The following is a 21172-nucleotide window of genomic DNA, read 5'->3' on the forward strand; positions in this document are numbered from 1 at the left end:
TCCAGCAACATGTCCTTCACAGAGCACGCGCCACAATGGGGAACCATGATCCGTTTCGAGCACGTCACCAAGCGGTACGCCGACGGCACGACCGCAGTCGACGACCTTTCCTTCGAAGTGGCCGAGGGTGAACTGGTCACGCTCGTAGGGCCGTCCGGCTGCGGCAAGACCACCACCATGAAGATGGTGAACCGGCTGATCGAACCGACCGAGGGGCGGATATTCCTCGACGGGGACGACATATCGGCCATCGACCCCGTCCGGCTCCGCCGCCGTATCGGCTATGTGATCCAGCAGGTCGGACTTTTTCCGCACAAGACGGTGCTGGAGAACACCGCGACGGTTCCTCATCTCCTGGGCTGGAAGCGGGGAAAGGGCCGTGAGCGCGCCGTCGAACTCCTGGATCTCGTCGGACTTGACCCTTCCGTTTATGGCGACCGATATCCGGACCAGCTCTCCGGTGGTCAACGCCAACGCGTGGGAGTGGCAAGGGCGCTGGCCGCTGATCCGCCGGTACTGCTGATGGACGAGCCTTTCGGCGCGGTCGACCCGGTGGTCCGCGAACGGCTGCAGAACGAATTCCTCAAACTCCAGGCCCAGGTCCGGAAAACCGTGTTGTTCGTCACGCACGACATCGAGGAAGCCGTCCGGCTCGGCGACCGCATCGCCGTCTACGGGCAGGGCTCCATCGAGCAGTTCGACACCCCCGCGACCGTGCTCGGTGCCCCCGCCACCCCGTACGTCGCGGACTTCGTCGGCGCCGACCGCGGCCTCAAGCGGCTCTCCGTGACCCCCATCGAGGAGAGCGACCTCGACCAGCCGCCCGTCGTCCATCTGGACGACCCGCTCTCCCGGGCGACCGAGCGGCTGCGTGCCCAGGGTGCGCGCTGGGCCGTCGTCCTGGACGCCGACGACCATCTGCACGGCTGGATCCCGGCCGGCACCGCCCTCACCGAGGCCAAGGGCACGGTCCGCGAACACGCCCGCCGCATGGAGGCGTGGCTCCCCGTCGGCGCCCCGCTCAAGCAGGCGTTCGCCACGATGCTGCAGCACGACGCGGGCTGGATCGCGGTCATCGACAAGGACAGCGCCGGCCGGTTCCTCGGGGTGCTCACCCCTGCCCGCCTCCATGAGGCGCTGCGCCGCTCGATCGACGCGGACGCCCAGGACCTGCCGCGCGCCGACGTGAACGTGGAGACGGTGGCCCGGGCGGGCTCCATCTGAACCGGGGGCACGCGCCCGGCACCTCCACGAGCCTGCCGCACCCGGTCAGTTCTCGCTCAGCCGGCTGCTCATCCACTCCAGCGCCGAAGGGATCTCCCGCCGCCAGGTGTTGAAGTTGTGCCCGCCGCTGTCCAGCACGATCGAGGAGACCTGGGCGGGCGCCTTCACCTTCGCCATGAACTTCCGGGTACTCCTGTAGTTCCCCTCGCCCTGCCGTGACGTCGTCACCAGGAACGACGAGTCGGGCTGGGGCAGATGGTCCAGGCTCCACAGCAGGTTCGCGCGCTCGCGCTCCGCCCGGTTCCCGTGGAAGAGATCACCGGTCGTCGGGTCCTCGGCCGCCTTGTAGTACGCGGACAGACCGGCGCTCGCCGCGAACCTGTCAGGGTGGTGCAGGCCGATCTTCAGTGCGCAGTACCCACCGGTCGAGTTGCCCATGATGCCCCAGTTCCGTGCCCGCTGCCCGATCCGGTACGAGTCCGAGACCGCCTCGGGCAGGTCCTTCGCGAAGAACGTCTCGGTCTGCGGCCCGCCCGCTATGTCCACGCACTCGGTGTCCCGCGGCGGGGCGACCGTGGGCCTCAGCAGCACCAGGATCATCGGCTGTGCCCGTCCGGCTTTCACCTGATCGAGTGCGGTGCGTGGATACTCAAGCCTCTTCAGGAGGTTCTCCGCGGTGCCCGGATAGCCGGTGAGGACGACGACCGCGGGGAACTTCCGGTGGGCGTACTCCGGCTGGAAGTACTCCGGCGGAAGATACACATACGCCGAACTCTCGATCTTCGACCGCCGCCCCGCGATGACGATCTTGTCGATCCGGCCGCCCGCCGTGGGGCGCGAACCACCGGGAACGTCCGGCTGCTGCATCCCGACCCGGACGATGTTCTTCGATGCCAGGGTCCCCGCCGCTTTGTCCGTGACGACGCCCAGTTCCTGCTGCCCACCGAAGAGATCGGCCCAGGAGCCGTAGAACAGGAAGGAGTTGTTGGCAATCAGGCCGACCGAGGTGAAGACCATCACCTGGGTCGCCAACAGCAGGCCGACGCGGCCGAACACCGCGGGCACACTGCGGCGCGCCAGTCTCGGCCAGATCCAGACCGTGGCAGCGAACAGGACGACGGCCGGCACAGTGGACAGCGTCAGAACCGTCTTGCTGGTGAGCCCCATGGTTGAGTGAGCTTTCTTGTCAGGAATTTTCCGGGATGCGGGTGAACCCACCGCCCGGAAGCCTCGTCCTAGAGGTCGCACATCGTCCGGACCGCTTCGGCCGCCGGACTCAGGAATCTCTCGCGGAGCCACGGGAAGCGATGTCTATCACGCTAGATGGGGATAAATCAGGATCGGTTCCGAATGCTGTACGCAAGTTCGTACGCGGACCGCGCCCCGAATCCGTACCGGCGCTCGTCGGCGCCTCCTGCACCCTCGTCGGTCTGATCGACGTCGCCGCAGGGGTGTTCCCGCGCTTCCGGCACAGCCGGATGCACACGCTCGCCGAAGTCCTTCCAGGAGCCCTCGGCCCCTTCGCCGCCGCGCTGTCGCTGAGCGCAGGCGTCCTGCTGCTGCTCCTCGCCCACGGCCTCAAGCGGCACAAACGGCGGGCCTGGCGTGCAGCCGTGGTCCTGCTGCCGGCGGGCGCGGCAGCGCAGTTCGTCTACCGGCACTCGATCCTCGGCGCCCTCGTCTCCCTCACGCTCTGCTATCTGCTGGTCCGTCACCGGAGTGAATTCGCCGCGCTCCCCGACCCGCGCAGCCGATGGAGGGCGCTGGCCAACTTCGTTCTCCTCGGAGCGGGTTCGCTCGGTCTGGGACTGATCATCGTCTCCGTTCACCCCGGCCACGTCGTCGGCAACCCCTCCATCGCCGACCGTCTCCAGCACGTCCTGTACGGGCTCTTCGGCTTCGAGGGGCCCGTCGAGTACGCCGGAGTCACCTCCTGGACCGTGGCGTACTCGCTCGGCGCACTCGGTCTGCTGACCGCCGTCACCACGATCTACCTCGCGTTCCGCCCCGAACATCCGGCCGCCAGGCTCACCGAGGAGGACGAGGTCCGGCTGCGGGCCCTCCTCGACAGGCACGGCGGCCGCGACTCGCTCGGCCACTTCGCGCTCCGTCGCGACAAGGGCGTCGTCTTCTCCCCCAGCGGCAAGGCCGCCGTCTGCTACCGCGTGGTGTCCGGGGTGATGCTGGCCAGCGGCGACCCGATCGGCGACGTGGAGGCCTGGCCGGGCGCCATCGAACGCTTCATGGACGAGGCCAAGGCGCACTCCTGGACCCCCGCGGTGATGGGCTGCAGTGAGACGGGCGGCGAGGTCTGGACCCGCGAGACCGGGCTCGACGCGCTGGAGCTCGGCGACGAGGCGGTGGTGGATGTCGCGGATTTCTCACTCGCCGGGCGCGCCATGCGCAACGTGCGCCAGATGGTGAAGCGCATTGAGCGCAACGGTTACGAGACCCGGGTGCGACGCGTCCGCGACATCGGCGAGACCGAGCTGGCCCGCATCCGGCGGGCCGCCGCCGACTGGCGCGGCACCGACACCGAGCGCGGCTTCTCCATGGCGCTCGGCCGGATCGGCGACCCGGCCGACGGCGACTGCATCATCGCCACCGCCCACAAGGCCGACGAGCACACCGCCGACTCCCCGTACGGCGATCTCAAGGCCGTGCTCCACTTCGTTCCGTGGGGCACGGACGGCATGTCCCTGGAACTCATGCGCCGCGACCGCGCCGCCGACCCCGGGATGAACGAGCTGCTGATCGTCGCCTCCCTGCACGACGCGCCCCGGCTCGGCATCGAACGTGTCTCGCTGAACTTCGCGATGTTCCGCTCGGCGCTCGCCCGCGGCGAGAAACTGGGCGCGGGCCCGGTGCTGCGGGGCTGGCGCGGGCTGCTCATCTTCCTGTCGCGCTGGTTCCAGATCGAGTCGCTGTACAAGTTCAACGCCAAGTTCCGGCCCCGCTGGGAGCCCCGCTTCGTCGTCTATCGCACCAGCCGCGACCTGCCCCGCATCTCGTTCGCCGCGATGCAGGCCGAGGGGTTCGTCAACGTCGGCCTGCCCCGTCCGTTCGCCCGCCGATTCCCGCCCTCCCGGCCCCGTCCCTGCGCCCACGCAACGGGTCCCGGACCGGAGCACGGTCCCAGCGCGGCATAACACCGCTCCGTACGGGCCTACGCTGGTCGCATGAGTACGTTGCGTGGACGAGGCACGGTCCAGGGTCTGCCGGAGTGGGACCGCTGTGCGGTCATGGGTGTCGTCAATGTGACCCCCGACTCCTTCTCCGACGGAGGCCGCTGGTTCGACACCACGGCTGCGATCAAGCACGGCCTCGACCTGGTCGCCGCAGGCGCCGACCTGGTCGATGTCGGCGGCGAGTCGACCCGTCCCGGCGCCAGCCGGGTGGACGAGGCCGAGGAGCTGCGGCGCGTGATCCCGGTCGTCCGGGGGCTGGCCCAGGAAGGCGTCACGGTCTCCGTGGACACCATGCGGGCCCGGGTCGCCGAACAGTCCGTCGCCGCAGGTGCGGCCCTGGTCAACGATGTGAGCGGCGGGCTCGCCGACCCGGACATGATCCCGGTCGTCGCCGCCGCCGGGGCGCCGTTCGTGGTCATGCACTGGCGTGGCTTCAGCGAGTCGATGAACAGCCGTGCGGTGTACGAGGACGTCGTCGCCGAGGTCGTCGCGGAGCTGCGGACGCGGATGGACGCGGTGGTCGCGGGCGGGGTCGCCCCCGAACGGATCGTGGTCGACCCCGGCCTGGGCTTCGCCAAGGACGCCGCCCACGATCTCTCCCTCGTCGCCCATCTCGACGAGCTGCGCGCGCTGGGCCGCCCCCTGCTGGTCGCCGCCTCCCGCAAACGGTTCCTCGGCCATGTGCTGGCCGGGGAGGGCGCCGCACCGCCGCCCGCACGGGAACGGGACGCGGCCACCGCCGCGATCTCCGCCCTCTCCGCCCAGGCGGGCGCCTGGGCCGTCCGGGTCCACGAGGTCCGGGCGACCGCCGACGCCGTCCGGGTCGCCCGCGCCGTCGAGGGAGCCGCGTGAGCGACGACCAGGAACAGGTGGCCGCCGACATCGCGGCGGTCGAACAGGCCAACACCGCCTTCTACGAGGCGATGGAACGCGGCGATCTGGACACGCTCTCCGGGCTCTGGCTGCCCGGCGAGAGCCTCACGATCTCCTGCGTCCACCCCGGCTGGCCGGTGCTCAGCGGACGCGGCGAGGTACTGCGCAGTTACGCCCTGATCATGGCGAACACCGAGTACATCCAGTTCTTCCTGACCGATGTCGGGGTCTCGATGACCGGGAACACGGCCCTGGTCACCTGCACCGAGAACATCCTCAGCGGCGGCCCCGCGGAGGACGGCGGCGAACTCGGACCGCTGGTCGGCCAACTCGTCGTCGCCACCAATGTGTTCCGCCGCACCGAGGACGGCTGGAAGCTCTGGTCCCATCACGGGTCGCCGGTGCTGACCGAGTCCGAGGACGAGGACGAGGACGAGTCGCCCTCCTGACCGCCTTGCGGGGGCGCGCTCCCGGACGGATACGCCCCCGAGGGGATTGGACTCCGGGCTACGGGGTAGGGGACGCGCCTACCAGCCCCGCACGGTCCCGTCCATGGCCCCCGCGGGCGAACACTGTCCGCGCTCGCAGGTAGATTCGAAACAGGGCACCTCGCCGTCCGCACGCGGCCCCGTGTCTCCACGACCAACAACAGCAGGAGTGATTCGCGTGGATCGTGTCGCGCTGCGCGGCCTCAAGGCCCGTGGGAACCATGGCGTCTTTCCCCGGGAACGGGAAGAGGGCCAGACCTTCATCGTCGACCTGGTTCTCGGCCTCGACACCCGCCCCGCGGCAGCCGCCGACGACCTGACCAAGACGGTGCACTACGGCGTGGTCGCCGAGGAGGTCGTCGACATCGTGCAGGGAGAGCCGGTCGATCTGATCGAGACACTGGCGGAGCGCATCGCCCAGAAGTGCCTGGGACACGAAGGCGTCGAGGAGGTCGAGGTCGTCGTGCACAAGCCGGATGCGCCGATCACCGTCCCGTTCGACGATGTGACCATCACCATCACCCGGAGCCGAGCATGACTGCATTTTCTACCGAGGGGCAGAGCGACCCGACCGTACAGCCGGTGCCCGCCTCCGTGGTCGAGCAGGTCGACGCGGCGGACGTCACCCTCTCCAACCCCAAACCGGCCGTGATCTCGCTCGGCTCCAACCTCGGCAACCGCCTGGAGACCCTCCAGGGCGCCATCGACGCCCTGGAGGACACCCCCGGCCTCCGGGTCAAGGCGGTGTCCCCGGTGTACGAGACGGAGCCGTGGGGTGTCGCCCCCGGCTCCCAGCCGTCGTACTTCAACGCGGTGATCGTCGTGAAGACGACGCTGCCCCCGTCCTCCCTCCTGGAACGCGGCCAGGCCATCGAGGAGGCCTTCGACCGCGTCCGCGAGGAGCGCTGGGGCCCGCGCACCATCGACGTGGACATCGTGGCGTACGCGGATGTGGTCTCCGACGACCCGGCGCTGACCCTTCCCCACCCCCGGGCCCACGAGCGGGCCTTCGTGCTCGCCCCATGGCACGACATCGACCCCGAGGCGCAGCTGCCCGGCCACGGCCCGGTGGCGGAGCTGCTCGGCACGATCGGCCGCGGCGGCGTACACCCCCGGGCCGACCTGGAACTCCGCCTGCCCGAGTAGTCGTTAGGCTCAGGGCAGGTCAGCACAGGACACAGAACAGACAGCCGGACAGACGGGCGGACAGCCCGGCCGGCCGGCGGCGAAGGGCGGCTTTCTCGGTGAAGCAACTACGGCTCGGGGTACTGGCCGGACTCTTCGCCGCGGCCGGCGTGCTGTCCTGGGGCGGTGCCCGCCTCTGGGACTCCCTCGGGACCCTGCCGAGCGTGCCCCTCGCCGCGCCCATCGTGCTCGCGGTGATCGCCGTCATCCTGCTCGCGACGGCGCTCTCCATCCGCTCCCGGCTGCGCGCGCAGCGCGAGCGCCGCCCGGGCGCGAAGGGTGTCGAGCCGCTGATGGCCGCCCGCGCCGTGGTCTTCGGCCAGGCCAGCGCCCTGGTCGTGTCGCTGGTCGCCGGCCTGTACGGCGGTACCGGGGTCTTCCTGCTCGGCTCGCTCGACATCCCGGCCCGCCGCGACCAGGCGATCTACGCCGGTTTCGCGGTGCTGGCCGGGATCGGGGTGGTCGCCGCCGCCTTGTTCCTGGAGCGCGTCTGCAAGCTCCCGGAGGACAAGGACGACGACAAGAGCGCCGCCTCCGCCTGACGCTCCGACCTCGCCCGGCCCACCGGCACCGCCTCCGGCCCTCAGCGGGCCATGATCAGGCTCATCGCCTCGGCGCGCGTCGCGGGGTCGCGGAGCTGGCCGCGTACCGCCGAGGTCAGCGTCTTCGCCCCGGGCTTGCGGATGCCGCGCATCGACATGCACATGTGCTCGCACTCGACGACGACGATGGCTCCGCGCGGCTCCAGGATCCTCATCAGTGAGTCGGCGATCTGCGTGGTCAGCCGCTCCTGGACCTGCGGGCGCCGCGCGTAGACGTCGACCAGCCGGGCCAGCTTCGACAGGCCGGTGATCTTGCCGGTGGTGGCGGGGATGTACCCGACATGCGCGACACCACGGAACGGCACGAGGTGGTGCTCGCAGGTCGAGAACACCTCGATGTCCTTGACCAGCACCATCTCGTCGTGGCCGAGGTCGAACGTGGTCGTCAGGACGTCCTCGGGCTGCTGGCTCAGACCCGCGAATATCTCCTTGTACGCCCGCGCCACCCGTCCCGGCGTCTCACGCAGCCCCTCCCGGTCCGGGTCCTCCCCGACGGCGAGGAGAAGCTCGCGCACTGCGGCCTCGGCCCGCTTCTCGTCGAACTCACCGATCGAACCCTGGCCGTCCAGCGTCACCGGGTCGGTCATCTGTGCCTCGTTCCTTGAGCTGTCACCTGCGCGGACATACAGAAAGCCGCGCCCCCACAGGCTAAAACCTGGGGGGCACGGCATCCATTCCGGGTCGGTGGAGCCCCGTGACAGGGGCCACACCGGGCTCCGCACTAGCTCTCGGGACGGTCCTCGGGGATCGCCTCGGTGGCCGGGGCGGTGTCCGTCGGGGTCGACCCGTTGGCCGTGGTGACCCCGTTGGTGAGGGCGAGTTCCTTCGGCGACAGTACCGGCGGCCGCGTCGACGGCGTACGCCGTGCGGAGCCGGTCCACGCCGGGCGGGCCGGACGCTTCACGATTCCGGCGAAGATCTCGGCGATCTGCTCCTTGCCGAGGGTCTCCTTCTCCAGCAGCTGGAGAACCAGGTTGTCGAGAACGTCGCGGTTCTCGACGAGGATCTCCCACGCCTCGTTGTGCGCGGTCTCGATGAGCTTCTTGACCTCTTCGTCGACGAGCGCCGCGACCTCTTCCGAGTAGTCACGCTGGTGGCCCATCTCCCGGCCCAGGAAGGGCTCGGTGTTGTCGCCGCCGAACTTGATCGCGCCGAGCCGCTCCGTCATGCCGTACTGCGTGACCATCGCGCGGGCCGTGGCACTGGCCTTCTCGATGTCGTTCGCAGCGCCGGTGGTCGGGTCGTGGAAGACCAGCTCCTCGGCCGCGCGCCCGCCCAGCATGTAGGCCAGCTGGTCGAGCATCTCGTTGCGCGTCGTGGAGTACTTGTCCTCCTCCGGCAGCACCATCGTGTAACCGAGGGCGCGGCCGCGGGAGAGGATCGTGATCTTGTGCACCGGGTCCGAGTTGGGGGAAGCCGCCGCAACCAGGGCGTGTCCGCCCTCGTGGTACGCGGTGATCTTCTTCTCCTTGTCGGACATGATCCGGGTCCGCTTCTGCGGGCCCGCCACGACGCGGTCGATCGCCTCGTCCAGCATCTCGTTGTCGATCAGCTTCTTGTTGCTGCGCGCTGTGAGGAGCGCCGCTTCGTTCAGCACGTTCGACAGGTCGGCACCGGTGAAACCGGGCGTACGACGGGCCACAGCGCCGAGATCGACGTCCGGGGCGACCGGCTTGCCCTTCTGGTGCACCTTGAGGATTTCGAGACGGCCCTGCATGTCCGGCCGGTCGACCGCGATCTGCCGGTCGAAACGGCCCGGGCGCAGCAGCGCCGGGTCGAGGATGTCGGGCCGGTTCGTGGCGGCGATCAGGATGACGCCGCCCTTCACGTCGAAGCCGTCCATCTCGACGAGCAGCTGGTTCAGGGTCTGCTCACGCTCGTCGTGACCACCGCCGAGACCCGCACCACGGTGCCGGCCGACGGCGTCGATCTCGTCGACGAAGACGATCGCCGGGGCGTTCGCCTTGGCCTGCTCGAACAGGTCACGGACCCGCGAGGCACCGACACCGACGAACATCTCGACAAAGTCGGAACCGGAGATCGAGTAGAACGGGACGCCGGCCTCGCCCGCGACGGCGCGTGCGAGCAGCGTCTTGCCCGTACCGGGAGGCCCGTACAGCAGGACGCCCTTGGGGATCTTCGCTCCGACGGCCTGGAACTTCGCCGGCTCCTGGAGGAACTCCTTGATCTCGTGGAGTTCCTCGACGGCCTCGTCGGACCCGGCCACATCGGCGAAGGTCGTCTTCGGGGTGTCCTTGGTGATCAGCTTGGCCTTGGACTTGCCGAACTGCATGACCTTGGAGCCGCCGCCCTGCATCTGATTCATCAGGAACAGGAAGACGACCACGATCAGGACGAAGGGCAGCAGCGAGAGAAGGATCGAGAGGAACGGGGACTGCTTCGACGGCGAGACGGTGTAACCCTTCTCGATGTCACCGCTCTCGAACTTCTTCTGCAGCGTGTCGGCGAGCTGGACACCCTGGTCACCGATGTAGCTCGCCTGGAACTTGCTGCCGGACTCGCCCGAGAGTTTCTGGCCGTCCTTCAGCTCGATCTTGAGGATTTGTTCGTCGCCGGTGGTCAGCTTGGCCTGCTCCACCTGGTTCTTGCTGATCGCCTGGATCACCTTGCCGGTGTCCACCGTCTTGTAGCCGCCCGACGAGCCGACGACCTGCATCAACACGACCACGGCGAGGACGGCCAGCACGATCCACATGACCGGCCCACGGAAGTATCGCTTCACGTCCATCCATACGGAGCGAAGTCGCCCCGTCCCTCCTGCCCGTAGGTAAATGCTGCTGTGAGAAAAGACTGTTCTTCGGACGGTACCCCAGCATTGTCGCCTGAGACCGCCTGGGCCGTCTGTCAAACCCGCCTTCAAAGGCTCCAACGCCGGGGACCCGTCAGTGGTTCCCGAGGGTGCACCCGGGTCGGGTGCGCGGGCCGGAGGAGGGCTGCGGGGGCGCTCAGCCGCCGTAGACGTGCGGGGCGAGCGTGCCGACGAAGGGCAGGTTGCGGTACTTCTCCGCGTAGTCCAGCCCGTAGCCGACGACGAACTCGTTGGGGATGTCGAACCCGACCCACTTGCAGTCGAGCGCGACCTTCGCCGCGTCCGGCTTGCGCAGCAGGGTGCAGATCTCCAGGCTGGCGGGTTCACGCGAGCCCAGGTTCGACATCAGCCAGGACAGGGTCAGGCCCGAGTCGATGATGTCCTCGACGATCAGGACGTGCTTGCCCTTGATGTCGGTGTCCAGGTCCTTGAGGATCCGGACGACACCGGAGGACTGGGTGCCCGCGCCGTACGAGGAGACGGCCATCCAGTCCATCGTGACGGGGGTGGACAGCGCGCGCGCCAGGTCCGCCATCACCATCACGGCGCCCTTGAGGACGCCGACGATGAGCAGGTCCTTGCCCGCGTACTCCGCGTCGATCTTCGCGGCCAGCTCGACGAGCTTCGCGTCGATCTCTTCCTTGGTGAGGAGCACCGACTGAAGGTCGGTGCCCATGTCCTTCTCGTTCACCCGCGTCTCTTTCTCTGCCTGCCCCGTCCGGGGTGGTGCCCCGGCCGTGCGCGGCCGCTCGCCTGCATGTCAGCCGCTCGTGCTTCAGCTCTGCCGAATCACCAGTCTGCCACCCTGACGCCGGGCTTCGACGCGGCCGGGCAGGTTGATGGCCTGCTGGCCGCGCCAGCCGGTGATCAGACGGTCGACTTCCTCGATGTGGCGGGCGAAGAGGGAACCGGCCGGAGCGCCTGCCTCCACGGCCGCCCGGCGCAGCACCCGACGGCGCACGGCGGGGGGCAGCGCGTACAGCTTGGCGCAGTCCAGCTGCCCGGCGTCGTCCCGTACGGCGGTGTCGGCCTCGGCGGCCCAGGTGTCCAGTGCGTCGGCGTCGTCGCGGGAGAGCTGCGCGGTACGGGCCAGGGCTTCGACCACGCCTTTGCCGAGGGCCTTCTCCAGGGCGGGCAGGCCCTCGTGGCGCAGCCGGGAGCGGGTGTAGGCGGGGTCGACGTTGTGCGGGTCGTCCCAGACGGGCAGGGACTGGACCAGGCACGCCTTGCGGGCGGTCTGCCGGTCGAGCTGCAGGAAGGGGCGTCGGTAGCGGCCGGCCGGGCCGGAGGCGGCGGCCATGCCGGAGAGCGAGCGGATGCCGGAGCCGCGGGCGAGGCCGAGCAGGACGGTCTCCGCCTGGTCGTCACGGGTGTGACCGAGCAGGACGGCGGCGGCGCCGTGGCGCTCGGCCGCGGCGTCCAGTGCGGCGTAGCGGGCGTCGCGGGCGGCAGCCTCGGGCCCGCCGTCGCGGCCGACGTGCACGGAGACGGCCTCCACCGGGTCGAGGTCCATGGCGGCGAGGCGGGCGACGACCTCGGCGGCGCGGACGTCGGACCCGTCCTGGAGGTTGTGGTCGACGGTGATGCCGCCGGCCCGGACGGCGAGTTTGCGGGCCTCGAAGGCGAGGGCGGAGGCGAGCGCCATGGAGTCGGCGCCGCCGGAGCAGGCCACCAGCACCAGCGGGGCGTCGGGGCGTTCGGGGAGCACGGGGCGCCGCCTGCCCGGCCCGGCTTCGGCGAGCTCGGGGCGCGGGGCGCGTTCGGAGCGTTCGGTGCGTTCGGCGAATTCGTTCAGTACGTCGTGGAGTACGCGGCGGACCGCCAGGCGTATCGCCGCGACCGCAGGATGGGGACCCATGTCCGGTGCCCTTCGTGAAGTTTTGGGGGTACCTCGGAGCGTCGGGACGGGAAGAGTGCCGTCACCCAGAGTGCGTCGATGGTGACAGAGTCAAGCCGTTGATCGAGCATTGCACGCCCTCCCATGCCCCTACGGTCCCTCGGATGGGTGATTACCGGGGCGTACTTCTTCCGGCTTTCCCCGTCGACCGCCCCATGATCACGACTCTGCCTTACGGTGCACCCTCGCGATCCAGTCCGCCGGCTTGGCGATCTCGGCCTTGGTGGGCAGCGTGTTCGGGGACGTCCAGACCCGGTTGAAGCCGTCCATGCCGACCTCGTCGACGACGGCACGCACGAACCGCTCGCCGTCCCGGTACTGACGCAGCTTGGCGTCGAGGCCGAGGAGCTTGCGCAACGCCTGGTCGAGGCGGCTGGCACCGCGCGCCCGACGCTGCTGGAACTTCTCCCGGATCTCTCCGACGGAGGAGACGACCTCGGGGCCGACACCGTCCATCACGTAGTCGGCGTGTCCTTCGAGCAGGGACATCACGGCGGTGAGCCGGCCGAGGATCTCGCGCTGGGCGGGGGTCTGGACGATCTCGACGAGGCTGCGGCCGCCGTCCTCGCCCTCCTCGCCCTCGGGCGTGCTGCCGGCGAGCGACTGGGCGGCCTCACGGAGCCGTTCCAGCACAGTCATCGGGTCGACGTCAGTCTCGTCGAGGAACGACTGGATTTCGCCCTGCAGATGGTCGCGGAGCCAGGGGACACCGGTGAACTGGGTGCGGTGGGTCTCCTCGTGGAGCGCGACCCAGAGCCGGAAGTCGTGCGGGTCGACGTCGAGTTCGCGCTCGACGTGAACGACGTTCGGGGCGACGAGCAGCAGTCTGCCGCCGCCGCTGAGGGGGGCCGGGAGCTCACGGCTCGCGGGGGCGAACGTCTCGTACTGTCCGAGGACCCGGGAGGCCAGGAACGACAGCAGCATGCCCAACTCGACGCCGGTCACCTTGGAGCCGACCGCACCGAGCACGGCTCCGCCGGGGCTGCTGGAGCGCCGGTTCTCCATTTTCGTCAGGAGTGGGCGGAGCAGTTCGCGGAAGCCCGCGACGTTCGCCCTGATCCAGCCGGCCCGGTCGACGACCAGGACCGGGGTGTCCTCGGGTTCGGTCCCCTCCGGGATCATCCGGGTGAAGGAACGGACGTGCTCCTCCGACGCCTTGGCATGCCTGCGGAGCTCCGCGACGACCTCTCGGGCCTCCTCGCGGCTGATGTCGGGTCCCGGCCGCACGAGCCGGGTCGCGGTCGCGACCGCGAGATTCCAGTCGACCATCTCGGCACCACCGATGCTCGTCATGCGTCAACCGTACGTGCTCGGGTCCGTCCGCGGTGTGCTGTTGACCCGCTCATCGGGTACGGACGGCGAGGCTCGTGGCGAGGGCGTCGAGGGCGGACTGGGCCTCGGCCGGTGACGTCGTGCCGGACGCCAGGAAGGCGAAGGCGAGCAGCCGGCCCTGTGCGTCCACGACCGTCCCGGCGAGGGTGTTCACCCCGGTGAGGGTGCCGGTCTTGGCACGGACCAGTCCGGTGCCGCGCGAGGTCGGGGTGTACCGGTTGCTGAGCGTGCCGGTGAATCCGGCCACCGGGAGGCCGGTCAGGACGGGGCGCAGCTCGGGGTGGCCGGGTTCCGCGGCGCGGGCGAGGAGGCCCGCCAGCAGCCCGGCGGTGACCTTGTCCTTGCGATTCAGTCCGCTGCCGTCGGCGAAGTTCGCGCCGGCCAGCGGCAGGTGCAGCTTCTTCAGGCGGGCGGTGACGGCCCGTCGGCCTCCGTCGAAGTCGGCCGGTTCACCGGCGGCCAGGGCGGTCTGCCGGGCCAGCGCCTCGGCGATGTCGTTGTCGCTGTTGGTCAGCGTCCGTTCGACCAGCGCGGACAGCGGGACGGAGAGATGCTTGGCGACCGGCCTGGACGTGGCGGCGGCGCGCCCCGGCGTGGGCGCGGCCGCGGTGCCGATACCGGCGTCCTTCAGGAGTCCGGCGAAGGTGCGGGCGGCGTCACGGGCCGGGTCGCCGCTGCGCGGGGCGGGTCCGCTGTCCGTCCGGTCGAGCCGCCCCTCGTCCAGCATCAGGGCGCTGACCGGGGCGATGTTCTCGTTGGGGCCGATCGGGTGCAGGGCGGGGCCGGAGTACCGGGAGGTGTCGTACCGGAGCCGGACGGTGTCGACGCCCCGGTCGCGCAGGGTTCGCACGGTGCCGGCGGCCAGTTCGCGCAGCGCCGCCTTGTCGAGGGTGGGGTCGCCGCCGCCCACGAGGGTGAGGGTGCGGGAGTCCGGGGATGCCCGGACGGTCGTGGCGATGCGGTGGTCGGGGCCGAGGGCGGAGAGTGCGGCGACGGCAGTGGCGATCTTGATGGTGGAGGCGGGCGTCATCGCGGTGTCGGCACCCTTCCCGTACAGCCGCCTGCCGGTGGCCGTGTCGATGACGACAGCGGTACGGACGGTGCCGAGCGCGGAGGAGTCCAGCAGCTTGTCGAGGGTGGCGCGGAGGGCGGCCGCCGCTCCGTCCGGAGTGTCCGGCTCGTCGGGGGCGGCCTTGTCGACCCGGGTGCCGAGGGCCGCGAGGACGGCCGGGGCACTCGGGGCGGGGGCCGGTGCGTCGGGCGCGGCGGGTTCGTGATGTGCGCCACCTGTACGGTCCTGGGCGGCGGCCCACTGCTGCTCGGCCTTACGCTGACCCGAGTCCCAGGGACCGGCGGCGAGGACGGCGCCGGCTGCGAGCGCCAGGCCGAGGACGGCGGAGCCTGCCGTGAACTGCCAGTTGCTCCATCCGTTCACCTTGTTCAGGCAACCCGCCACGGCCGGCCTGCGCAACGCGTTCAACGGGTTGATCGACGGTCTTTTCACCGGCTCGGCCACCGTTGACCAGCCCCTTTCGCGAGCACACATCTCCGTGGGGGACACTTAATCACCAGTCGTATGTGTTGATCATGGAGGAGCCACCCGTGGAGTTCGACGTCACCATCGAGATCCCGAAGGGTTCGCGGAACAAGTACGAGGTGGACCACGAGACCGGTCGGATCCGCCTGGACCGTCGACTCTTCACCTCGACCAGCTACCCGGCGGACTACGGCTTCGTCGAGAACACCCTCGGCGAGGACGGCGACCCGCTGGACGCGCTGGTCATCCTGGACGAGCCGACCTTCCCCGGCTGCCTCATCAAGTGTCGCGCCATCGGCATGTTCCGCATGACGGACGAGGCCGGCGGCGACGACAAGCTGCTGTGCGTCCCGGCCTCCGACCCGCGGGTGGAGCACCTGCGCGACATCCACCACGTGTCGGAGTTCGACCGCCTGGAGATCCAGCACTTCTTCGAGGTCTACAAGGACCTGGAGCCCGGCAAGTCCGTCGAGGGTGCCGACTGGGTCGGCCGCGCCGAGGCCGAGGCCGAGATCGAGGCCTCCTACAAGCGCCTCGAGGCGCAGGGCGGCAAGCACTGACACAGCGGTGTCCGTGACCGCCGCGCAGGCGTGATCCCGGTTCCGCTTACGGTTCCCGCTGTGGTTCCGTAATGAGTTCGGCGCAAGGAACGGGCGGCACATCCCTCAGCGGTGTGCCGCCCGTTTCGCATGTGTGCCCATGTCCGTGCCCATACTGGGCAGGAGCGCAACCCAAGACGCGCAGCCAAGAAGGAGCGAGGTCCAGTGGTGGCGGAACCGGGCGGTCCCGAGGATCAGAAGCCCCAGTCCGACGAGGCGCGCAGCGCCTTTGTCCCGCCGGCCGGTGTGGGGCGCCCCGCTGCGCCGTCCGAGGACGACCACCCCACGTCGGAGTTCGCCCTCCCGGCCGGTCTGACGACCGAGCCGCAGGGGTCCGGAGCCGGCCCGGGATCGGGTTCCGCTTCCGGACCGGGTTCCGGCTCGGGTTCGGACACGATCGGATCGGCCTTCGCCCCGCCGCGCACGTACAACGCCAGCCAGTCGCCGCCCGCCTTCACTCCCGCGCACGGCATCCCGATGATCCGGCTGACCAAGGAAGCTCCTTGGCAGGACCGGATGCGCACGATGCTGCGGATGCCGGTCGCCGAGCGGCCGGCGCCCGAGCCGATGCAGAAGCCCGACGAAGCGGGCCCAGCGGTGCCGCGCGTGCTCGACCTGACGCTGCGTATCGGGGAGTTGCTGCTCGCGGGTGGGGAGGGCGCGGAGGACGTCGAGGCCGCGATGTTCGCGGTGACCCGCTCCTACGGCCTCGACCGGTGCGAGCCGACGGTCACCTTCACCCTGCTGTCGATCTCGCACCAGCCGTCACTGGTCGACGACCCGGTGACGGCGAGCCGTACCGTACGACGCCGCGCCACCGACTACACGCGGCTGGCCGCCGTCTTCCGGCTCATCGACGACATCACCCACGAGGACGTCGAGGTCTCCCTGGAGGAGGCCTATCGGCGGCTCGCTGAGATCCGCCGCAACCGGCATCCCTACCCCGGCTGGGTGCTGACACTGGCCGGTGGCGGGCTGGCGGGTGCGGCATCGGTGCTGGTCGGCGGCAACGCACTGGTCTTCGTGGTGGCGGCGGTCGGCGCGATGCTCGGCGACCGGCTCGCCTGGCTCTGCGCCGGGCGCGGTCTGCCGGAGTTCTACCAGTTCGTGGTGGCGGCGATGCCCCCGGCCGCGATAGGGGTCGCGCTGACCCTGACCCACTCGACGGACATCCGGCCGTCCGCCGTCATCACCGGTGGGCTGTTCGCTCTGCTGCCGGGACGGGCCCTGGTGGCGGGTGTGCAGGACGGGCTGACCGGTTTCTACATCACCGCCGCCGCCCGCCTGCTCGAAGTCATGTACCTGTTCATCGGCATCGTCGTCGGTGTGCTGCTGGTCCTGTATCTGGGACTTCAGCTGGGCGCCCAACTGAACCCCGAAGCCAGGTTCGTCGCCCACGACCGTCCGGTGGTGCAGATCCTGGCATCGATGGCGCTCTGTTTCGCCTTCGCGATCCTGCTCCAGCAGGAGCGGTCCACCGTGCTGGCGGTGACCCTCAACGGCGCCGTGGCCTGGGTGATCTACGGCGCCATGGCCAGGACCGGCAACATCTCGCCGGTGGCGGCGACAGCGACGGCGGCCGGTCTGGTGGGCCTGTTCGGGCAGCTGCTCTCGCGCTACCGGTACATGTCGTCGCTGCCGTTCATCACGGCGGCGATCGGCCCGCTGCTGCCCGGCTCGGCCACGTATTTCGGTCTGCTGGGCATGGCACAGGGCAATGTGAACGCCGGGCTCGCCTCGCTGTCGACCGCGGTGGCGACGGCGCTGGCCATCGCGATCGGGGTGAATCTGGGAAGCGAGATCTCCCGGCTGTTCATGCGGGTGCCCGGGGCGGTCGGCGGGGCGAACCGCCGCGCGGCCAAGCGGACGCGCGGCTTCTGACCCGGGTACGGGCCCCGTATCGAGCAGCGGTCAGCGCCTGGCGTGGCGGCCGCGCTGACCCGTGGACGGGGCGCCACCGCCGGCGATCGGGCCCCGGTCATCGCCGCCCCCGGCGGCCGCTTCCTTCTTCGACCTGCTGCGGGCGCGCAGGAACTCGATCGCGATCGGCACCACCGAGATCAGCACGATCAGGATGAGCATCGCCTCGATGTTCTTGCGGACGAACTCGATCTGCCCGAGCGCGGCGCCGAGCAGTGTGACCCCGACGCCCCAGAGCACACCGCCGATGATGTTGAACGTGATGAACGAGCGGTAGTTCATCCGGCTCACACCGGCGATGATCGGCGTGAACGTACGCACGACGGGCACGAAGCGGGCCAGGATCAGCGACTTCGGCCCGTACTTCTCGAAGAACTCGTGGGCCTTCTCGACGTTCTCCTGCTTGAAGAGGCGGGAGTCGGGGCGCTTGAAGAGCGAAGGTCCGACCTTGCGGCCGAAGAGATAGCCCACCTGGTCGCCGATGATCGCCGCCAGCGCCACCAGGACGCAGACCAGCCACAGCGGGGTGTGCAGCTTGTCCGTCGTCACCAGCAGACCCGTGGTGAACAGCAGGGAGTCGCCGGGCAGGAAGAAGCCGATCAACAGCCCGGACTCGGCGAAGACGATGACCAGCACACCGAGCAGTCCGAACTGCCCGATGAGATAGTCCGGGTCCAGCCAGCTCGGTCCGAGCGCAAGCGTATTCAAGGGTCCGGGCTCCAGGATCGGTCGATGGCAGCTGCGTGGCCGCCCAAAGCTATCAACGCCGGAAGACAGCTCCGGGTTCCAGTGCACCGCGCGGGGATGCACACAGGGCGAACCGGGACAAAGCTGTCCCCAGGAGGTGCCACACGATGGGCATTGAGGATTACGGCGGCGGGCAGACGGCACAGTCCGATGTCCTGATCGTCACCACGAACGACGTCCCCGGGTACCGGGTGACCCGGGTGATCGGTGAGGTGTTCGGCCTGACCGTGCGCTCGCGTCACCTCGGCAGCCAGATCGGCGCCGGGCTGAAGTCGATGATCGGCGGCGAGCTGAAGGGGCTGACCAAGACCCTCGTCCAGACCCGCAATCAGGCCATGGAGCGGCTTGTCGAGCAGGCGAAGGCGCGCGGCGCCAACGCGGTGCTGATGATGCGGTTCGATGTGACGGAGGCGGCCGACGTCGGCACGGAGGTCTGCGCGTACGGCACGGCGGCCGTCGTCGAGAAGGCCTGACGTCCCGACGGGCACCGACGGGGGCCGAGGCGCTCTCGGCCCCCGTACCCGGCGTTACGCCCGGCGCTCCGCGTTGGCGTTGATCGCATCCCGCAGGTGTTCGGCCAGGCCGGGTCCGATCGACTCGTAGTAGGCGCGGAACTGCGGATCGCTGACGTACATCTCGCCGAGCCCGCGGTGGATCTCGTAGGTGCACTCGTAGAACCACGTGGAGATGTGGAGCCGGTGCGCCTCGGCGAGCTCCGTCGCCCGCTCCCCCGTGGCGGGTTCGCCCGCCTCCATCACCGCGGTGTACGCCTCGCTCCACTCGGCGACCTCGGCCTGCATCCGCTTCCAGTCGTCCTTGGTGTAGCCGGCCACCCGGCGCTGCGACTCCGCGTACGTGGCGGTGGAGCCCCAACGGCGCTCCGCCTCCTCCGCGTGCTCCTCCGGGTCCTTGGCCCCGAAGATCTCGAACTTCTCCTCGGGCGTGAGATTGATACCCATCTTCCGTGCCTCCATGGCTGTTTCGACGGCGGCGGCCATCTTCTGGAGTTCGGCGATCCGGCCGGACAGCAACGCGTGCTGGCGGCGCAGGTGGTCCTGCGGATCCGCGTCCGGGTCGTCGAGCAGCACCGCGATCTCTTCGAGCGGGAAGCCGAGTTCCCGGTAGAACAGGATCTGCTGCAGCCGGTCGAGGTCGGCATCGCTGTAACGCCGGTGGCCCGCGTGGCTGCGCCCGCCGGGCGAGAGCAGTCCGATCCCGTCGTAGTGGTGCAGGGTGCGCACCGTGACTCCGGCGAACCCGGCGACCTGTCCCACGGAAAAGTCCACGGCTCTCCACTCCCTTCTGCTTCCGCTCCGTACGCCGGTGCTTCTGTACGGACCCGAGCCTGAGCCCTGACGCGACGTGAGGTGCAAGCACGAAATGGCCCTCACACCCCGATGCAATGGCTGAGTTATACGGCTTTTGCATCGTTATGGTGACCCGATGGCCTCCGACTCCGTCGCTCTCGCCCAGCCCACCCCGGCGCGCCGGCTGCTGCCCCTCATCGTGCCCGCCCTGGTCGTCGGGACGGCCTCGGCCCTGATCCTGCTCGCCGTCAGCCTGCTCGCCGAGCAACTCCAGGACGTGCTCTGGAAGACGCTTCCCGACGCGCTCTCCATCGGCCGGTACTCCTCGCTGTGGATGATCGTGATGCTCACCGCGACCGGCCTCGCCGTCGGGCTGGTCGTCCGCACGGTGCACGGCCACGCGGGCCCCGATCCGGCCACCACCGGGCTGGTCGACCCGCCTCTGCCTCCGGACGTCCTCCCCGGACTGCTGGTCGTGACGGTGCTGGCGCTGGCGGGCGGGGTCAGCCTGGGGCCCGAGAACCCGATCACCGCCGCCAACGTCGCGCTCGCCTTCTGGCTGGGCCGCCGGGCCGCCCCGGACAGTAGGGCCGACCTCTGGATCACGCTCGCCTCGGCCGGGACGATCGGCGCCCTCTTCGGCAACCCGGTCGCCGCGGCCCTGATCCTCACCGAGTCGCTCAGCGCGGGCGGCCGCGAACCGGGCGCGCTCTGGGACCGGCTCTTCGCCCCGCTCGCGGCGGGTGTCGCGGGGGCGCTCACCATGACACTGCTGGCCCATCCCAGCTTCGACCTCTCGCTTCCGCCGTACCCGGGAGCCCACTGGGTCGACCTGCTCGCGTCGACCGTGATCGCCTCGGCGGGGGCGGCGCTCGGTCTGGCGGCGGTGTACGCGGTGCCGTACACGCACCGGGCGTTCCGCGCACTGCGGCATCCGGTCCTGATGCTGACCGCCGGCGGTCTGCTGCTCGGGCTGCTCGGCACCCTCGGCGGCCATCTCACCCTCTTCAAGGGGCTGGACGAGGTGAAGGAGCTCAGCGCCGATCCGAGCGGCTGGTCGGCCGGGGAGTTCGCCACCATGGCCGCGGTGAAGACGGCCGCCCTGGTGATCGCCGCGACCTGCGGCTTCCGGGGCGGGCGGATCTTCCCGGCCGTCTTCGTGGGCGTCGCTCTCGGCATGTGCGCCCATGCACTGGTCGACACGGTGCCGTTGGCCCTCGCGGTGCCGAGCGCGGTGCTGGGGGTCCTGCTGGCCGTCACCCGGCAGGGCTGGCTGAGCCTGTTCACGGCGGCGGTGCTGGTCAGCGACTCGGCCGTAATGCCGCTGCTCGCCTTCGCCTCACTGCCGACCTGGCTTCTGGTGACCGGACGGCCACAGATGCAGCTGCACGCGGACGGCACACCGCTGCGGTGAGCCGGGCCCCTCCCGGCCCCGTCCGACGC

The 21172-nt window shown here is 70.0% G+C and carries 20 protein-coding genes; 11 read left to right on the plus strand and 9 right to left on the minus strand.

Going from position 1 to position 21172, the window contains the following annotated elements:
- Positions 1–45 precede the first annotated feature (45 nt).
- A complete protein-coding gene (locus ACFU6I_RS13470) occupies positions 46–1224 on the plus strand; it encodes a betaine/proline/choline family ABC transporter ATP-binding protein (RefSeq protein ID WP_384364934.1) in 1179 nt (392 codons plus the stop codon).
- Between the two features lie 45 nt (positions 1225–1269).
- Here ACFU6I_RS13470 and ACFU6I_RS13475 read toward each other — a convergent pair whose 3' ends face one another.
- On the minus strand, positions 1270–2391 hold the full coding sequence (locus ACFU6I_RS13475) for an alpha/beta hydrolase (RefSeq protein ID WP_384364937.1): 1122 nt from the start codon (positions 2389–2391) through the stop codon (positions 1270–1272).
- 140 nt (positions 2392–2531) lie between these two features.
- Here ACFU6I_RS13475 and ACFU6I_RS13480 point away from each other — a divergent pair, with 140 nt between their 5' ends.
- The 6 genes from ACFU6I_RS13480 (at position 2532) to ACFU6I_RS13505 (ending at position 7500) form a co-directional block, all read left to right on the plus strand.
- A complete protein-coding gene (locus ACFU6I_RS13480) occupies positions 2532–4373 on the plus strand; it encodes a phosphatidylglycerol lysyltransferase domain-containing protein (RefSeq protein ID WP_384364940.1) in 1842 nt (613 codons plus the stop codon).
- A 93-nt stretch (positions 4374–4466) separates the two neighbouring features.
- Positions 4467–5264 (plus strand): dihydropteroate synthase, encoded by a 798-nt coding sequence (folP, locus tag ACFU6I_RS13485; RefSeq protein ID WP_384032964.1) that lies wholly within the window; start codon positions 4467–4469, stop codon positions 5262–5264.
- Positions 5261–5734 (plus strand): nuclear transport factor 2 family protein, encoded by a 474-nt coding sequence (locus ACFU6I_RS13490; RefSeq protein WP_384364943.1) that lies wholly within the window; start codon positions 5261–5263, stop codon positions 5732–5734. The genes folP and ACFU6I_RS13490 overlap by 4 nt, the downstream gene beginning before the upstream one ends.
- A 217-nt stretch (positions 5735–5951) precedes the next feature.
- Entirely contained in the window at positions 5952–6311 is a 360-nt protein-coding gene (gene folB / locus ACFU6I_RS13495) for a dihydroneopterin aldolase (protein ID WP_266984344.1), read from the plus strand.
- On the plus strand, positions 6308–6919 hold the full coding sequence (gene folK / locus ACFU6I_RS13500) for a 2-amino-4-hydroxy-6-hydroxymethyldihydropteridine diphosphokinase (RefSeq protein WP_345517475.1): 612 nt from the start codon (positions 6308–6310) through the stop codon (positions 6917–6919). The genes folB and folK overlap by 4 nt, the downstream gene beginning before the upstream one ends.
- Before the next feature lie 98 nt (positions 6920–7017).
- A complete protein-coding gene (locus tag ACFU6I_RS13505; RefSeq protein WP_345517474.1) occupies positions 7018–7500 on the plus strand; it encodes a DUF3180 domain-containing protein in 483 nt (160 codons plus the stop codon).
- Positions 7501–7541: 41 nt separating this feature from the next.
- On the opposite strand, the gene folE is transcribed toward ACFU6I_RS13505, so the two are convergent.
- The 6 genes from folE to dacB all read right to left on the minus strand — a co-directional run bounded on the left by folE (position 7542) and on the right by dacB (position 15135).
- On the minus strand, positions 7542–8147 hold the full coding sequence (folE, locus tag ACFU6I_RS13510) for a GTP cyclohydrolase I FolE (RefSeq protein ID WP_266984337.1): 606 nt from the start codon (positions 8145–8147) through the stop codon (positions 7542–7544).
- 134 nt (positions 8148–8281) lie between these two features.
- On the minus strand, positions 8282–10309 hold the full coding sequence (ftsH, locus tag ACFU6I_RS13515) for an ATP-dependent zinc metalloprotease FtsH (protein ID WP_384364947.1): 2028 nt from the start codon (positions 10307–10309) through the stop codon (positions 8282–8284).
- A 217-nt stretch (positions 10310–10526) separates the two neighbouring features.
- The gene (gene hpt / locus ACFU6I_RS13520) at positions 10527–11066 is read right to left on the minus strand and encodes a hypoxanthine phosphoribosyltransferase (protein WP_072487175.1); all 540 of its coding nucleotides are present in this window, start codon (positions 11064–11066) and stop codon (positions 10527–10529) included.
- A gap of 99 nt (positions 11067–11165) precedes the next feature.
- Complete coding sequence (tilS, locus tag ACFU6I_RS13525) at positions 11166–12248, minus strand: tRNA lysidine(34) synthetase TilS (RefSeq protein ID WP_384364950.1); 1083 nt, start codon at positions 12246–12248, stop codon at positions 11166–11168.
- A gap of 198 nt (positions 12249–12446) precedes the next feature.
- On the minus strand, positions 12447–13580 hold the full coding sequence (locus ACFU6I_RS13530) for a zinc-dependent metalloprotease (protein WP_384364953.1): 1134 nt from the start codon (positions 13578–13580) through the stop codon (positions 12447–12449).
- Positions 13581–13629: 49 nt separating this feature from the next.
- Positions 13630–15135 (minus strand): D-alanyl-D-alanine carboxypeptidase/D-alanyl-D-alanine-endopeptidase, encoded by a 1506-nt coding sequence (gene dacB / locus ACFU6I_RS13535; protein ID WP_384364956.1) that lies wholly within the window; start codon positions 15133–15135, stop codon positions 13630–13632.
- 86 nt (positions 15136–15221) lie between these two features.
- Between dacB and ACFU6I_RS13540 the strand changes: the two genes are divergently transcribed.
- Positions 15222–15716 (plus strand): inorganic diphosphatase, encoded by a 495-nt coding sequence (locus ACFU6I_RS13540; RefSeq protein ID WP_037691000.1) that lies wholly within the window; start codon positions 15222–15224, stop codon positions 15714–15716.
- Between the two features lie 204 nt (positions 15717–15920).
- Positions 15921–17636: a threonine/serine exporter ThrE family protein gene (locus ACFU6I_RS13545; RefSeq protein ID WP_384364959.1), complete on the plus strand. Its 1716-nt coding sequence runs from the start codon at positions 15921–15923 to the stop codon at positions 17634–17636.
- 30 nt (positions 17637–17666) lie between these two features.
- On the opposite strand, the gene ACFU6I_RS13550 is transcribed toward ACFU6I_RS13545, so the two are convergent.
- A complete protein-coding gene (locus tag ACFU6I_RS13550; protein WP_384364963.1) occupies positions 17667–18383 on the minus strand; it encodes a DedA family protein in 717 nt (238 codons plus the stop codon).
- Between the two features lie 146 nt (positions 18384–18529).
- Here ACFU6I_RS13550 and ACFU6I_RS13555 point away from each other — a divergent pair, with 146 nt between their 5' ends.
- Positions 18530–18895 (plus strand): YbjQ family protein, encoded by a 366-nt coding sequence (locus ACFU6I_RS13555; protein ID WP_345517468.1) that lies wholly within the window; start codon positions 18530–18532, stop codon positions 18893–18895.
- A gap of 54 nt (positions 18896–18949) precedes the next feature.
- Here ACFU6I_RS13555 and ACFU6I_RS13560 read toward each other — a convergent pair whose 3' ends face one another.
- On the minus strand, positions 18950–19708 hold the full coding sequence (locus ACFU6I_RS13560) for a MerR family transcriptional regulator (RefSeq protein ID WP_384364966.1): 759 nt from the start codon (positions 19706–19708) through the stop codon (positions 18950–18952).
- Between the two features lie 157 nt (positions 19709–19865).
- Here ACFU6I_RS13560 and ACFU6I_RS13565 point away from each other — a divergent pair, with 157 nt between their 5' ends.
- Entirely contained in the window at positions 19866–21143 is a 1278-nt protein-coding gene (locus ACFU6I_RS13565) for an ion channel protein (RefSeq protein ID WP_384364969.1), read from the plus strand.
- Positions 21144–21172 lie beyond the last annotated feature (29 nt).

The organism is Streptomyces sp. NPDC057486 (assembly GCF_042802415.1).
GTDB lineage: Bacteria > Actinomycetota > Actinomycetes > Streptomycetales > Streptomycetaceae > Streptomyces > Streptomyces yanii.

Excerpts from the sequence above, each read along its gene's own strand:
- ACFU6I_RS13480 (WP_384364940.1), top strand. The coding sequence starts at position 2,532 with ATGTCTATCACGCTAGATGGGGATAAATCAGGATCGGTTCCGAATGCT.
- folP (WP_384032964.1), top strand. The coding sequence starts at position 4,467 with ATGGGTGTCGTCAATGTGACCCCCGACTCCTTCTCCGACGGAGGCCGC.
- ACFU6I_RS13470 (WP_384364934.1), top strand. The coding sequence starts at position 46 with ATGATCCGTTTCGAGCACGTCACCAAGCGGTACGCCGACGGCACGACC.
- ACFU6I_RS13555 (WP_345517468.1), top strand. The coding sequence starts at position 18,530 with ATGGGCATTGAGGATTACGGCGGCGGGCAGACGGCACAGTCCGATGTC.
- ACFU6I_RS13475 (WP_384364937.1), bottom strand. The coding sequence starts at position 2,391 with ATGGGGCTCACCAGCAAGACGGTTCTGACGCTGTCCACTGTGCCGGCC.
- ACFU6I_RS13530 (WP_384364953.1), bottom strand. The coding sequence starts at position 13,580 with ATGACGAGCATCGGTGGTGCCGAGATGGTCGACTGGAATCTCGCGGTC.
- ACFU6I_RS13565 (WP_384364969.1), top strand. The coding sequence starts at position 19,866 with ATGGCCTCCGACTCCGTCGCTCTCGCCCAGCCCACCCCGGCGCGCCGG.
- ftsH (WP_384364947.1), bottom strand. The coding sequence starts at position 10,309 with ATGGACGTGAAGCGATACTTCCGTGGGCCGGTCATGTGGATCGTGCTG.
- folE (WP_266984337.1), bottom strand. The coding sequence starts at position 8,147 with ATGACCGACCCGGTGACGCTGGACGGCCAGGGTTCGATCGGTGAGTTC.
- tilS (WP_384364950.1), bottom strand. The coding sequence starts at position 12,248 with ATGGGTCCCCATCCTGCGGTCGCGGCGATACGCCTGGCGGTCCGCCGC.
- hpt (WP_072487175.1), bottom strand. The coding sequence starts at position 11,066 with ATGGGCACCGACCTTCAGTCGGTGCTCCTCACCAAGGAAGAGATCGAC.
- folK (WP_345517475.1), top strand. The coding sequence starts at position 6,308 with ATGACTGCATTTTCTACCGAGGGGCAGAGCGACCCGACCGTACAGCCG.